Here is a 13,862-nt window from a genome sequence, read left to right as displayed (position 1 = left end):
CGGAGGGCCGCCCGGCCGGTCGCGATCACTCGAGCTCGGACGCCTCGTAGTAGCCGCTGTCCACGAGGACCTCCTGGTAGTTGTCCTTCGTGACGATCTGCGACTCGAGCAGGTAGGCGGGGACCACCTTCACGCCGTTGTCGTAGGTCTCCTCGTCGTTGACCTCGGGCTCCTCGCCCTGCATCAGGGAGTCCACCATGAGCACCGCGCGCTCGCCGAGCTCGCGGACGTCCTTGAAGATCGTGGAGTACTGCTCGTCGTTGACGATCGACTTCACGGAGCCGACCTCGGCGTCCTGGCCGGTCACCACGGGCAGCTCGTCCTGGGAGTAGCCGCCGGAGCGCAGCGCGGAGATGATGCCGATCGAGAGACCGTCGTACGGGGAGAGCACGCCGTCGAGCTGGTCGCCGCCGCCCACCGTGATGAGGTCCTCCATCCGGTCCTGGGCGGTGTCCGGCAGCCAGCGCAGGATGGCGGCCTGCTCGAACTCCGTCTGGCCGCTGGGGACGTTGAGCGTGCCGTCGTCCAGGTAGGGCTTGAGGGTGTCCATCGCGCCGTCCCAGAAGAAGGTCGCGTTGTTGTCGTCGGGGCTGCCGGCGAAGAGCTCCACGTTGAAGGGGCCCTTCTCGCCGGTGGGCTCACCGTTCTCGTCGAGGACCCCGAGGCCCGTGAGCAGCGACGTGCCCTGCTGCACGCCCACCTCGTAGTTGTCGAAGGTCGTGTAGTAGTCCACAGTGTCCGACTCGTTGATGAGGCGGTCGTAGGCGATCACGGGGATCTCCTGGGTCTCGGCCGTGTCGAGCACGCTGGTCAGCGTGGTGCCGTCGATCGAGGCGATCACCAGGGCCTTGGCCCCGCCGTTGATCATGTTCTCGATCTGGGAGATCTGGGTGGGGATGTCGTCGTTGGCGTACTGGAGGTCCACCTCGTAGCCGAGCTCCTCGAGCTGCGCCTTGACGTTCTCGCCGTCGGCGATCCAGCGCTCGGACTGCTGCGTGGGCATCGCCACGCCGATCTTGGCGCCCTCGTTGGAGCCCTCCTCGCCGCCGCCGCCGCGGTTGCCGCCGCAGGCCGTGAGGCCCAGGGCGAGGGTCAGGGCGGTCACCCCGGTGAGGGTCTTCTTCAGGTCGATCTTCGGGGTCATGGTCGTGCCTTTCGTCGGTCCGGGCCGCGCTGCCCGGTGGTGGGAGTGTTCGAGCGAGGTCGGTGCTGGTGAGATCTCGTGGTGGTCGTCGGGGGTCCTGGTCATCATGGTCGTTCCGGCCGTCCCGGTCGTCCCGCTCAGAGCTTCTGGGCGAGCCGGTAGTAGGCCGCGTTCCACCGCACCTCGCGCTGGAACTCCCGCAGGGTGGTGGTGCCGTCGATGACGAGCAGCTCGGTCCGGGTCATGTCGGCGAAGTCCCGGATCACGTCGGCGCCCACCGCGGTGCTGAGGACCGTGTGGTGGGCGGCGCCGGCGGTGAGCCAGGCCGCGGCCGAGGTCGCGAGGTCGGGGTGCGGCCGCCAGACGGCCCGGGCCACCGGCAGGTGCGGGAGCGGGGCGTCCGGGGGCACGACGTCCACGGTGTTGGCGGTGAGCCGGAAGCGGTCCCGCATGTCGGACATCGCCACGACCACGCCGGGGCCGGCGTCGGTGTCGAAGACCAGGCGCACGGGGTCCTCCCGTCCGCCGATGCCCAGCGGGTGCACCTCGAGGGAGGGCCGCGCCGTGGTGAGGCTCGGGCAGACCTCCAGCATGTGGGCGCCGAGGATCTTCTCCTCCCCCGGCACCAGGTGGTACGTGTAGTCCTCCATGAGGGACGCGCCGCCGGGCAGCCCGGCGCCCATGACCTTGGCCGCCCGCACCAGCAGGGCCGTCTTCCAGTCGCCCTCCGCCCCGAACCCGTAGCCGCGGGCCATGAGCCGCTGCACGGCGAGGCCCGGCAGCTGGCGCAGCCCGCCGAGGTCCTCGAAGTTCGTGGTGAAGGCCCCGAAGCCGCCCTCCTCCAGGAACTGGAGCATCCCGAGCTCCTGCCGGGCCCCGTAGCGCAGGGACTCGTGGCGCTCCCCGCCGCGGCGCAGCTCGGGGGCCACGTCGTAGAGCTCCTCGTACTCGGCGACGAGCTCGTCCACGCGGTCCTCGGACTGGGCGTCCACCACGGCCACGAGGTCGTTGACGCCCCAGGTGTTCACGGAGACCCCGAACTGCAGCTCGGCCTCCGTCTTGTCACCCTCGGTCACGGCGACGTTGCGCATGTTGTCGCCGAACCGGGCCACCCTGAGCCCCTGGACCGCCGCGCGGCCGGCGCACGCGCGCTGCCAGGAGGCGATCTGCGCGGTGACGCCGGGGGTCGAGACGTGGCCCACCACGGTCTTGCGCGGGACGTCGAGCCGGGTCTGGATGTAGCCGAACTCGCGGTCGCCGTGCGCGGCCTGGTTGAGGTTCATGAAGTCGAAGTCGATCTCGCCCCACGGCAGCTCGACGTTGATCTGGGTGTGCAGGTGCAGCAGCGGCTTGCGCAGGGCGTCGAGGCCGGTGATCCACATCTTGGCGGGGCTGAAGGTGTGCATCCAGGCGATCGCCCCGATCACGCCGTCCGCGGCGTTGAGCTCGAGGGCCGTGCGGCGGATCGAGTCCGCGTCCTTCAGCGTGGGCTTCCAGACCACCTCGACGGGCAGCCCGGCCTCGCCCAGCACGCGGACGATCTCGCGGGACTGCTCGGCCACCTGGCGCAGGGTGTCCTCGCCGTAGAGGTCCTGGCTGCCGGTGAGGAACCAGACCTCGTAGTGGTCAAGGGCGGTGGGCAGAGGATTCACGGGAGTGCGCTCCTGGGGTGGTGGGGACGGCCGCGGGCTGCTGGCCGTAGACGTTCTGGTAGCGGTCGAACAGGGAGTCGACGTGCGCGGGGTCGATGGGCAGCGGCTCGCCCAGCTGGCGGGAGAGGTGCACGGTGCGGGCCACGTCCTCGAGCATGGCCGCGGCCTTGACGGCGTCCCGGGCGTCCTTGCCGACGGTGAAGGGCCCGTGGCTGAGCATGAGGACCGCGCGGGAGCGGTGGCCGGAGAGGGTCTCCACGATGCCGCGGCCGATCGAGTCGTCGCCGATGATCGCGAAGGGCCCCACGGGGATCTCCCCGCCGAACTCGTCCGCCATGGCGGTCAGGACGCAGGGGATGGCCTCGCCGCGGGCCGCCCAGGCCGTGGCGTAGGGGGAGTGGGTGTGGACCACTCCCCCGACCTCCGGCATGTGCCGGTAGACGTAGGCGTGGGCGGCGGTGTCGCTGGACGGCGAGCGCTCCGCGCCGGGGGTGCCGGGCACCGGCCGGCCGTCCAGGTCGCACAGGATCTGGTTCTCCGGGCCGAGGTCGTCGTAGCTCACCCCGCTGGGCTTGATCACGAAGAGGTCCGTGCCGGGGACCCGCCCGGACACGTTGCCCGCCGTCCAGACCACCAGCCCGTAGCGGACCAGTTCGGCGTGCAGGTCCGCGACCTCGCGCCGCACGCGGGCGATCCGCTCCTCGAGCTCGGGTGTCAGGGCGTTCACGCGGAGACCTCCTGGGTGGAACGGGCGTTGCGCCGCAGCGCCTTGAGCCGGCGCATGACGTCGCTGCCGCCGCGGCCGAAGTGGTCGTGCAGCGCGGTGTAGTCCTCGTAGAGGACGGAGTAGGCCTCGGTGTGCGCGGGGTTCGGGGTGTAGGCGTTGCGCTCGAGCCGGCCCATCGCCGCGGCGGCCGACCGGACGTCCGGGTAGGCGCCGGCGGCCACGGCCGCGTGGATGGCGGAGCCCAGGGCCGGGCCCTGGTCGCTGCCGATCACCGAGATCGGCATGCCGAGCACGTCGGCGTAGATCTGCATGAGGAACGCGTTCTTGATCAGCCCGCCGGCCGCCACGAACTCGGTGACGGGGATCCCGGAGGCGGCGAAGGCCTCGACGATCGTGCGGGTCCCGAAGGCGGTGGCCTCCAGCAGGGCGCGGTAGACCTCGTGCGGGCGGGTGGCCAGGGTGAGGCCGACGAGCAGCCCGGAGAGCTCGTGGTCCACGAGCACGGACCGGTTGCCGGACTGCCAGTCCAGGGCCAGGAGCCCGTGCGCGCCCACCGGTTCGCGGCTCGCCTGCTCGGTGAGCAGCTCGTGCACGCTCAGCCCGCGCTCGGCGGCCTCCTCCTGGAGCCGCCCCGGCACGAAGTGGGCCGTGAACCAGCCGAAGATGTCGCCCACCCCGGACTGCCCGGCCTCGTAGCCGTAGAGCCCGTCGATGATCCCGCCGTCCACCACGCCGCACATCCCGGGGACCTCGCGCAGGGTGTCCGAGCTCATGACGTGGCAGGTGGAGGTGCCCATGATCGCCACCATCTGCCCCGGGGCGGTGGCCCGGGCGGCGGGGGCGCTCACGTGCGCGTCGACGTTGCCCACGGCCACGGCGATGCCGGCGGGCAGGCCCGTCCACTCCGCGGCCTGCGCACTGAGCGTGCCCGCGGCGGCGCCGAGGGCCCCGATCGGGTGGTCGACCTTGTCCTGCGCGAAGCCGGCGAAGCCGGGGTTCAGGGCACCGAGGAACTCGCGGTCGGGGTACTCGCCGTCCTGCAGGATGCCCTTGTACCCGGCGGAGCACGCGTTGCGCACGTAGCTGCCCGTCAGCTGCCACACGATCCAGTCGGCGGCCTCCACCCAGTGGTCCATGAGGTGGTACAGCTCGGGGTCCTCCTCGAGCAGCTGCAGGCCCTTGGCGAACTCCCACTCGCTCGAGATGAGACCGCCGTACCGGGCCAGCCAGCGCTCTCCGCGCCGGGCCGCGAGCTCGTTGATGCGGTCCGCCTGGCCCTGGGCGGCGTGGTGGCGCCACAGCTTCACGTAGGCGTGCGGGCGGTCCGCCAGACCGGGCAGCTCGTTGAGGGGCGTGCCGTCGGCCCGGACGGGGACCATGGTGCACGCGGTGAAGTCGGTGCCCACACCCACCACCGTGCTCGGGTCCACGCCGGCGGCGCGGACTGCGGCGGGCACCGCGTGCCGCAGGACGTCCACGTAGTCGGCGGGGACCTGGAGCGCCCACTCGGGCGGCAGGGCCTCCCCCGTGGCGGCGAGCACGGTGTCCATCACGCCGTGCTCGTACTCGTGCACCGCGGAGCCCATCTCGGCGCCGTCGTGCACCCGCACGACGACGGCGCGCCCCGACAGGGTGCCGTAGTCGACGCCGATGACGTACGTGGGATCTGGGCTGGGCTGGCTCACGGAGGACCTCGTTGTCGTTCGAGCCGCACGCTCCGGAGGGGTGGCCACCGGCCGGCCCACCTCGGAATGTGAACGGTCACATCTAATGTTCGGGCCAACCTACCGCAGCGCGGGAGCACGTGTCCCACATCACTTGGTAACAGTTTGGTAACGGGGTGGACCGGCGTCTATCGCCCCTGATCGGGCGTCGTCCGGGGCGCGGCGGTGGAGGCGCGGACCACCAGCACCGGCTCCACGTCCCCGGGCCGGACCGGCTGCTCCCCCCGCAGCTCGGCGAGCAGCACGGCCATGCAGCGCCGGCCCAGCTCGGGGAAGTCCTGGCGCACCGTGGTCAGCGGCGGCAGGAAGTGCGCGGCCTCCGGGACGTCGTCGAAGCCCACCACGCTGACGTCCCCGGGCACGTCCAGCCCGGCCTCGGCGAAGGCGTGGACGAGGCCGAGCGCGATGTGGTCGTTGCCGCAGAAGACCGCACTGAACTCCCGGCTCCCGCACAGCCCGAGACCCGCACGGTAGCCGGATTCCGCGGTCCACGCGCCGGCGGGGACCACCACGGGCTCGAACCCCCAGGCGGTCATCTCCTCGCGGTAGCCCTGGCGGCGGGCGTCCGTCTCGACCCACCCCTCGGGGCCGGGGACGTGGACCACGCGGTGGTGCCCCAGCTCCAGCAGGTGCCGGGTGGCCAGCCGGGCGCCGGCCAGCTGGTCGACCGACATCCGGTGGTCCTCGCTGTGCAGGGAGTGCACGGTGACGAACGGGATCCGGATGGACAGCTGCTCGATCACCTCCAGCGTGCGCGACTGCGGCGCGAGGATCACCAGCCCCTCCACCGCGTGGCCGACCATCCGGTCCAGGGCCGACTCGATGGAGGCGCGGTCCGCGTGGTCGATGTGGACGGTGTCCACCACGTAGCCGGCCTCGTCGGCAGCCGTCTCGACCGCCCGGAGGCTGGCGGACGGACCGTACTCGGCGCCCGAGGAGACGAGGGCGCCGATGGTCCTCGACTCGCTCGTGACCAGGGCGCGGGCGGCCCGGTTGGGCCGGAAGCGCAGCTCCTCCATGGCCTGCAGCACCCGCTGCCGGGTCGAGTCGCGCAGCGCGGGGTGCCCGTTGATCACCCGGGAGACCGTCTGGTGGGAGACCCCGGCCGCACGGGCCACGTCCCGGATGTTGGGGGCGCGCGGAGGCCGTGCGGAGTTCGCACCACCGTCGACGGTCATGGCCAGAACGGTACTGCACGGCACCGGACGGACCCAGCGGACAGGTCCCTCGGGAGGGCCCGCCCCACCCCCGGGTGCTTGCGCGGTGGACACGTCACACCGCATGGTGGTCCCCGGCGCCCCCGGAACCCGGGCCGCCGTCCCCCGGGCACCCGGGAGACCCTCCACCGATCGCGGAACGGGATTCTACGCATGGAGCAACGCACACTCGGCAGGACCGGACGGAAGGTCTCCACCGTGGGCCTGGGCACGTGGCAGCTGGGTGCGGACTGGGGGGACGTCGACCCCGCCGAGGCCACCGCCGTCCTGGAGGCCGCCGTGGAGTCGGGGGTCACGTTCTTCGACACCGCCGACGTCTACGGCGACGGCCGCAGCGAGCAGACCATCGGCGCGTTCCTGCGCGAGCGCCCCGACCTGGACATCACCGTGGCCACGAAGATGGGCCGCCGCGCGGACCAGGTCCCGGAGAACTACACCCTCGCGAACTTCCGGCAGTGGGTGGACCGCTCGCGCCGGAACCTGGGCACCGACACCCTCGACCTGGTCCAGCTGCACTGCCCGCCCACGCCGGTATACAGCGACCAGGAGGTCTACGACGCCCTGGACACCCTGGTCCAGGAGGGCGCGATCCGCCACTACGGCGTCAGCGTGGAGCGCACCGACGAGGCGCTCGCGGCCATCGCCCGCGGGAGCACCGCCACCGTCCAGATCATCCTCAACGCCTTCCGGCTCAAGCCGCTGGACGCCGTGCTGCCGGCGGCGAAGGAGGCCGGGATCGGGATCATCGCCCGGGTGCCCCTGGCCTCGGGGCTGCTGTCCGGGAAGTACACGGCGGACACCCGGTTCGCGGCCGACGACCACCGCAACTACAACCGCGGCGGCGAGGCCTTCGACGTCGGCGAGACGTTCTCCGGAGTGGACTTCCAGCGCGGCCTCGAGGCCGTCCGCGAGTTCGCCGGGCTGCTCCCGGACGGGGTGACCACGGCGCAGGCCGCGATCGCGTGGATCATCGCCCAGGACGGCGTCAGCACCGTGATCCCCGGGGCGCGCAGCGTGGAGCAGGTCCGCGGCAACGCCTCGGCGGCGGACACCGGGGACCTGGGCCGGGAGATCGACGCCGGGGTCCGCAGGATCTACGACGCGTACTTCCGGGCGGACATCCACCCCCGCTGGTGAGCCCCTCCGGCACCTCCCCGGAAGAGCCCGGGGAGGTGCCGGACGACGCCGGGGCAGTGCCGAGCCGGCGCCGTCCCGGCGTCGTTCCGGGCGACGACCGGGGCAGCCGCCGCGACCGGGAAATGCGGTGCGGCTAGGAGATCTGCAGCCCCCCGTTGATGTCATATGTCGCCGCGGTGATGAATCCGGCGTCCTGTCCCACGAGGAACGCGAGCAGGGCCGCCATGTCCCGCACGGTGCCCACACGCCCCACCAGGATGTCCTTGGACATGTCCGCCTTGCGCTCGTCGCTCAGCGTGCCGCCCATGATGTCGGTGTCCACAGGACCGGGGGCGATGCAGTTCACGGTGATCCCGTGCTCGCCCATCTCGCGCGCCACGGCCCGGGTGAAGCCGATGATCGCGGCCTTGGACGCGCTGTAGGCCACCTTGGAGTAGGTCCCGCCGCCGCGCTGGGCGGAGATCGAGGAGACGCTGACCACGCGGCCGACCTTGCGCTCGATCATCCCGGCCAGCACGCGCTGGGTCACCATGAACGTGCCGGTCATGTTGATCGCGAAGACCCGGTCCCAGGCCTCCCGGGTCTCCTGCATGAACTCCGTGGGCGAGCTGATGCCCGCGAGGTTGACGAGGGCCACGATCGGCGGGAGCTCCGCCTCGACCCGCGCGACGGACTCGTCCACGGAGGCCTGGTCGGACACGTCCGTGCGCAGCCCGAGGGTCTGCACCCCGTGCCGTCCGGCGATGTCCTGGGCGGCCTCCGCGGCGGCCTCGCCGTCGATGTCGAGGACGGCGACGTTCCAGCCCTGGCTCGCGAGCAGGTCGGCGGCGGCGCGGCCGATGCCGCGCGGGGAGGCGGCGCCGGTGAGCACGGCGGTGCGCTCGGCGGGGAAGGCGATGGTCTCGGTCATGTCAGTCGTCTCCTGTGCTGTGGGGAATGGGGCCGGTTGCGGGGTCGGGACCGCCGGGTGCGGGCCCGCGGCCGATGTAGTGCTCGTAGTCGGCGGAGGTCTGGTCGATGTGGGCCTCCATGGCCTTGCGCGCCGTCTCGGGGTTGCGGGTGCCGATGGCCTCCAGGACGAGCCGGTGGTGCTCGATGGCGTGCCGCTGCACCTCGGGGAAGGCGGAGGTCGCCCGCCGCTCGGCGTAGAGCAGCTGGGAGAGCTGGGCCAGCAGGACGGGCACGAACGGATTGCCCGAGGCCCGGAGCACCGCGTCGTGGAAGGCCATGTCGGCGCGGGTGACCTCGTCCAGGTCCTGCGCCTCGTGCGCGCGCTGGAGGTCCCGGACCGCGGTCTCCATGGCGGCGAGGTCCTCCGGGGTGACGTGCACGGCGGCCAGCTCCGCGGAGCCGGTCTCCACCATGCGCCGCACCTCCAGCAGCCGCAGCGCCACCTGGTGGGAGGTCGCCCCCCGGGAGGCGGCCTTCAGGATCGCCTCGAGACCGGTCCACGCGTCGGGCGGGTTCACGTAGGTCCCGAGGCCGCGCCGCACGTAGACGATGTTCTGCGCCTGGAGCGCCTTGAGGGCCTCGCGCACGGTGAGCCGGCTGACGTCGGACTCCCGTGCGATCTCGGCCTCGGGGGGCAGGGCCTCGTGCGGGGCCACCTCGCCCCCGAGGATGCGCTCGAGCAGGTCCTCGGCGACGGCCTCGACCAGCGACTTCCTAGCCATCGGCTCGCCGGTGCGCCGCGGCCCTCACGGGGGGAGCGGTGCGCACGTCGGGATCGGGGTTCACGGCGCGTACCTGCCTCTTGTCAGACGTCATATGTGTGATTAGCCTCACATGGAGCGCCGATCTCGTCAATTCGCGCGCCCGGGCAGCAGCCCGGTCGCCCCACGTCCCCGAGGAGCCGATCACCGTGGATCTGCAACTACTCCTGGCACTCGTGCTGGGCATCGCCACCATCATCGTCCTGGTGCTGCGCACGCGCCTGGACGCGTTCGTGGCGCTGCTCATCGCCGCCCTCGTCACCGGTCTGGTCGCGGGCCAGCCGGTGCTCGACATCGTCTCGGCCATCACCACCGGATTCGGCAACACCCTGGCCTCGATCGGCATCGTGATCGGCCTCGGCGTGGGCATCGGCAAGATCCTCGAGGTGTCGGGGGCCGCCAACGCGCTCGCCCTCGCGTTCCTCCGCGTCTTCGGCCACGGCCGCGAGCCGTGGGCGATGGGCAGCGTGGGCGCCCTGGTCTCGATCCCCGTGTTCTGCGACTCCGGCTACGTGATCATGAACCCGCTCGCCCGGTCCATCGCCCGGGTGAAGCGCGCCGGCTACGTGACCCTCGCCCTGGCGCTGGGCTGCGGCATGACGCTCACCCACCACCTCGTGCCGCCCACCCCGGGCCCCCTGGCCGTGGCCGGCATCCTCGGCGCGGACATCGGAGCGATCATCCTCGTCGGCCTGGCCTTCACCGTGCTCCTGCTGCCCGTCGTGGTCTTCTACGCCAAGTGGATCGGCCCCCAGCTCGAGCCCAAGATCGAGGAGCACGTGCGCGAGGCCGTCTACGGCACCGTTGCCACGGCCGGCGTCGGGGGCAGCTCCCATGTCGGGAGCACGGACCTGGAGGAGGGCCCCCGGGACGGTCTCGACGACGAGGCTGCCCAGGCGCCCGCCGCGGAGCCGTCCCACGACCTCGGCGAGCCGCCGGCCGGCGCCGAGCCGCACCAGATCGGCGCGTTCGTCGGATCCCTGCCGCTGGTCATCCCGCTGCTGCTGATCATCCTCAACACGGTCACCGGCGCGATCGACCAGAACGCCCAGGGGGTCGTGGGCGGCGACGGGTACGAGCCCTCCGCCTGGGCGGTCCCGTTCGCCTTCATCGGCAACCCGGTGGTCGCGCTGATCATCGGCATGGTCCTGGCCCTCTACGTGCTCCTGCCCCGGTGGACGGCCCGGAACAAGGCGCACGGCTGGTTCGCCGAGGCCGCGGCCTCGGCCGGTCTGATCCTGCTCATCACGGGCGCCGGCGGCGCGCTGGGCCAGGTGCTCCGCAGCTCCGGCGTGGGCGACGCCCTGGCCGAGGCCATCGCCTCCACCCCGCTGCCCGCGTTCCTCGTGCCGTTCCTCATCGCCACCCTCGTGCGCATCGCCCAGGGCTCCGGCACAGTGGCCATGATCACCGCGGCCTCCGTCTCGGCGCCGCTGGTGACCACCCTGGGCATCGACCCCGTCGTCGCCGCCGTGGCCTGTACGGCGGGCTCCATGGTGTTCAGCTATTTCAACGACTCCTACTTCTGGGTGGTCACCCGCTTCACCGGGCTGGAGGGCACGGACGCGCTGAAGGGCTGGTCCGGGATCACCACCGCCGTCTGGGCCGGGTCCATCCCGCTGCTGTTCGTCCTCAACCTCATCCTGGGCTGAACCCGGCCGGACCATGGTCCGACCCGGCGGGACAGCCGGGCTCCGACCGGGACGGGGCGGCGTGCCGGGGCACGCCGCCCCGTCTACGCTGTCCGGAGATCCTCCCTCCCGCTTCCTGAAAGGGTGTGCCGTGCTCACCAACGCGTCATCGGCCACGGGCCGGCGGGCCCGCCTCGGCTTCGGCTTCCTCGGCGTGGTGCTGATCGCGGTCAACCTGCGCGTCGGCTTCGTGACCGTGGGGCCGCTGCTCGAGGAGATCAGCCGCGACCTCGGCATCTCGGCGGGCCAGGCCGGGCTGCTGACCGGGCTGCCGCTGGCCATGTTCGCCCTGTTCTCCCCCGTGGCCCCGGCGGTGGCCGCCCGGACGGGCCTGGACCGGGCCCTGTGGCTGTCGCTGCTGCTGCTCGCGGCCGGGATCGCCGGCCGCTCCGCCCCGGTGGAGGGCGCCGTGTGGGTGGGCACGGCGGTGATCGGCATCGGCATCGCGTTCCTCAACGTGCTGCTGCCCTCGCTGGTGAAGCGGGAGTTCCCGCTCCGCGTGAGCCAGGTGACCGGCGTGTACACGTCGATCCAGGGCGCGGTGGCCGCGGCCGGCTCGGCGCTGGTGGTCCCGATCGCCCACGCCGGGCCGGCGGGCTGGCGCCTGGCCCTGGCGGTGTGGGCGGTGCCGGCCGTCGTGGCGCTGGTGGTGCTCTCGCCCGGGCTGCGGACCGGGAGCTCCGGGCCGGCGGTCCCCGCGGCGGAGCCGGGCCCCTACCGGTCCCCGTGGCGGTCTGCGCTGGGCTGGCAGGTCACCCTGTTCATGGGCCTGCAGTCGGTGGCGTTCTACGTGCTCATGGCGTGGCTGCCGAGCATCGAGCGCAGCCACGGCGTCTCGGCGACCGCCGCGGGCACGCACATGGCGCTGTTCCTGCTGATCGGGATGGGCGCCAGCCTGGGCACCGGGGCGCTCATGCACCGGCTGGGCGACCAGCGGCCCGTGGCCTTCGCGGGCAGCGTCCTGGCCCTGGCCACCTTCGCGGGGCTGGCCGCCGCGCCGGAGCTGACGCTGCTGTGGATCGTGCTCGGATCGATCGGCTGCGGCAGTCTCATCGTCGTCGCGCTGTCCCTGTTCAGCCTCCGGTCCACCGACCACCGCCAGGCGGCGGCCCTGTCCGGGATGGCCCAGTCCGTGGGCTACGCGCTGGCCGCGATCGCCCCCGCCGTCTTCGGCGCCCTCTACGACGCCGGAGGGCGGTGGGAGCCGCCGCTGCTGCTCATGGCGGGTCTCATGGCGGTGCTGTGCGTCGTGGCCCTCTTCGCCGGCCGCGACCGCGTCATCGGGCCGGACCGCTGAGCGGTCCGCGCCGCCCGTCACGGCGGAACGCCGCCCGGCCGCGGCGGCCGGGCGGCGTTCCGGTGGGGACTGCCGGGCGCCCGAGGGGCGCCGGAGCGGATCAGACCATGCGGCGCGGGGCGAACCACTCCTTGACCGGGGCCTTGAACGCGGTGACCAGCCACAGGACGTTCACCACGACCAGCACCAGCCCGAGGACCAGCAGGACGATCCCCAGCCCGCCGTAGGCCATCGCGCCGAGGAGGCCGATCAGCGTCCCGACCACGCTGAGGATGGACAGGACGATGCCCAGGACGCGGGCCCAGTTCTTGCCCTTCTTCAGGAACACGTAGACGAGGGCGTACAGGCCCAGGGCGATCACCAGCATCACGATGCCGGTAATCTGCCCGATGCCCGAGGCCTGGTCGGCCGCCGCGATCTGGTCGGCGGACAGGCCCATCTCCCGGTACATCTCGGTGGTGTCCACGGTGGTCGCGGCGATGATCCCCACGATGTCGTTGAGGAGGTAGACGGCCGCGGAGACGAGGGTCAGGGTCAGGAGCCGCTTGACCTCGGGGGGCGCGGCGCCGGGGTGCCCGCCCTGATGGGCTCCGTACTGGTCGCCGCCGGCCTGGTACTGCGGCGGGCCGCCGCGGGCGCCCTCGGGCTGCTGGGGATAGGGGTTGCTCATGAGGATCTCCTTCGGTGGAACGGCAACGGCACAGGATGCGCCCTCCCATCCTCCCCCGCGGTGTGCGATCGCACCTCCGTCTTCAGGACGAGGCGTGTCCCCCGCCCCGGGCCCTGCGCCCTGGGGCCCGCGAGATCGCAGGTGTCGGCGACGGCGGCGCCCCCGGTCGCCGGCAGCTGCCATCTCGCGGGAGAAGGGAGGGGTCAGGTGGCGAGGGTCGCGTAGACCACGTAGTTGTCGTCGAACAGGCCGGTGGCGGGGTCGTAGCCGTCGCACGTGATCAGGCGCAGCTCCGCCCCGGCCGTGTTGCCGTAGACGGCCCGTGTGGGAAAGGCGTTCTTGGCGTGCTGCTCCCCGCGGTCGACGACGAACACCGCCGTGCTGCCGTCCGCCCGCGTGATCTCCACGGTGTCGCCGGGGGCCAGGCCGCGCAGCCCCGCGAAGACACCGGGCCCGCCGTCGGTCGCGTTGACGTGGCCGAGCAGGACGGCCGGCCCCCGCTCCCCCGGCGTGGGCGAGGACGTGTACCAGGAGGCCGGGGCCCCGGGGCCGGTCGGCGGCACCTCCAGCGACCCGTCCGGGCGCAGGCCCAGGTGCAGCAGCTCGGACGAGGCCCCCACCGCGGGGATCCGCACCGCCACGGGCGCGGACTCCGGCAGCACCGGCGGCAGCGCCTCGGGCGCCGGGGCGGCGGACGGTGCGGCAGCCGGTGTGGTGGGCGCGGCCGTCGCACCCGGCGCCGGCGTCCGCGCCGGCGCGGCGGACACCGCCGACGACGACGGGGCGGCGGGCTGCGCGGGGGACCCGCCCGCGCAGCCGCTGAGCAGCAGGAGGACGACCGCCGCAGGGACCAGGCGGCCCCTGCGGCGGTCGGCGGTCGGATCCGGCACG

Annotated in this window: 12 protein-coding genes; 3 read left to right on the top strand and 9 right to left on the bottom strand. The window is 72.9% G+C overall.

Features of this window, described 5'->3' with window-relative positions; genetic code table 11:
- Positions 1-25 precede the first annotated feature (25 nt).
- The 5 genes from chvE to ACZ2G1_RS13720 all read right to left on the bottom strand — a co-directional run bounded on the left by chvE (position 26) and on the right by ACZ2G1_RS13720 (position 6,425).
- Positions 26-1,144 (bottom strand): multiple monosaccharide ABC transporter substrate-binding protein, encoded by a 1,119-nt coding sequence (gene chvE / locus ACZ2G1_RS13740; RefSeq protein WP_470377007.1) that lies wholly within the window; start codon positions 1,142-1,144, stop codon positions 26-28.
- A 137-nt stretch (positions 1,145-1,281) separates the two neighbouring features.
- Positions 1,282-2,796: an L-arabinose isomerase gene (araA, locus tag ACZ2G1_RS13735; protein WP_470377006.1), complete on the bottom strand. Its 1,515-nt coding sequence runs from the start codon at positions 2,794-2,796 to the stop codon at positions 1,282-1,284.
- Positions 2,771-3,523, bottom strand: a complete 753-nt coding sequence (locus ACZ2G1_RS13730) for an L-ribulose-5-phosphate 4-epimerase (RefSeq protein ID WP_470377005.1) — start codon at positions 3,521-3,523, stop codon at positions 2,771-2,773. The genes araA and ACZ2G1_RS13730 overlap by 26 nt, the downstream gene beginning before the upstream one ends.
- Positions 3,520-5,208 (bottom strand): ribulokinase, encoded by a 1,689-nt coding sequence (gene araB, locus ACZ2G1_RS13725; RefSeq protein ID WP_470377004.1) that lies wholly within the window; start codon positions 5,206-5,208, stop codon positions 3,520-3,522. Before araB ends, ACZ2G1_RS13730 begins: the two co-directional genes overlap by 4 nt.
- 167 nt (positions 5,209-5,375) lie before the next feature.
- A complete protein-coding gene (locus tag ACZ2G1_RS13720) occupies positions 5,376-6,425 on the bottom strand; it encodes a LacI family DNA-binding transcriptional regulator (RefSeq protein WP_115163400.1) in 1,050 nt (349 codons plus the stop codon).
- 192 nt (positions 6,426-6,617) lie between these two features.
- Between ACZ2G1_RS13720 and ACZ2G1_RS13715 the strand changes: the two genes are divergently transcribed.
- Entirely contained in the window at positions 6,618-7,601 is a 984-nt protein-coding gene (locus ACZ2G1_RS13715) for an aldo/keto reductase (protein ID WP_470377003.1), read from the top strand.
- A gap of 133 nt (positions 7,602-7,734) precedes the next feature.
- Here the strand turns inward: ACZ2G1_RS13715 and ACZ2G1_RS13710 are convergent, their stop codons facing one another.
- Positions 7,735-8,511, bottom strand: a complete 777-nt coding sequence (locus ACZ2G1_RS13710) for an SDR family NAD(P)-dependent oxidoreductase (protein ID WP_284562902.1) — start codon at positions 8,509-8,511, stop codon at positions 7,735-7,737.
- A 1-nt stretch (position 8,512) separates the two neighbouring features.
- Entirely contained in the window at positions 8,513-9,274 is a 762-nt protein-coding gene (locus ACZ2G1_RS13705; protein ID WP_136341133.1) for a FadR/GntR family transcriptional regulator, read from the bottom strand.
- Between the two features lie 188 nt (positions 9,275-9,462).
- Here ACZ2G1_RS13705 and ACZ2G1_RS13700 point away from each other — a divergent pair, with 188 nt between their 5' ends.
- Together ACZ2G1_RS13700 and ACZ2G1_RS13695 are read left to right on the top strand one after the other, a co-directional pair.
- The gene (locus ACZ2G1_RS13700; RefSeq protein ID WP_470377002.1) at positions 9,463-10,965 is read left to right on the top strand and encodes a GntP family permease; all 1,503 of its coding nucleotides are present in this window, start codon (positions 9,463-9,465) and stop codon (positions 10,963-10,965) included.
- Between the two features lie 130 nt (positions 10,966-11,095).
- Positions 11,096-12,301: an MFS transporter gene (locus ACZ2G1_RS13695; RefSeq protein ID WP_272026608.1), complete on the top strand. Its 1,206-nt coding sequence runs from the start codon at positions 11,096-11,098 to the stop codon at positions 12,299-12,301.
- A 100-nt stretch (positions 12,302-12,401) separates the two neighbouring features.
- Here the strand turns inward: ACZ2G1_RS13695 and ACZ2G1_RS13690 are convergent, their stop codons facing one another.
- Both ACZ2G1_RS13690 and ACZ2G1_RS13685 read right to left on the bottom strand, forming a co-directional pair.
- Positions 12,402-12,971, bottom strand: coding sequence for a hypothetical protein (locus tag ACZ2G1_RS13690; protein WP_052132676.1), 570 nt, complete (start codon positions 12,969-12,971; stop codon positions 12,402-12,404).
- Positions 12,972-13,174: 203 nt separating this feature from the next.
- Positions 13,175-13,861 carry a class F sortase gene (locus ACZ2G1_RS13685; RefSeq protein WP_115163395.1) on the bottom strand — a complete coding sequence of 229 codons (687 nt, stop codon included), beginning with the start codon at positions 13,859-13,861 and terminating at the stop codon, positions 13,175-13,177.
- Position 13,862: the final 1 nt, after the last annotated feature.

The sequence above is a fragment of the Kocuria sp. KKT182 genome (assembly GCF_055635395.1).
The sequence above is the reverse complement of the archived record's forward strand: the minus strand, read 5'-3'. Positions and strand labels throughout refer to the sequence as shown.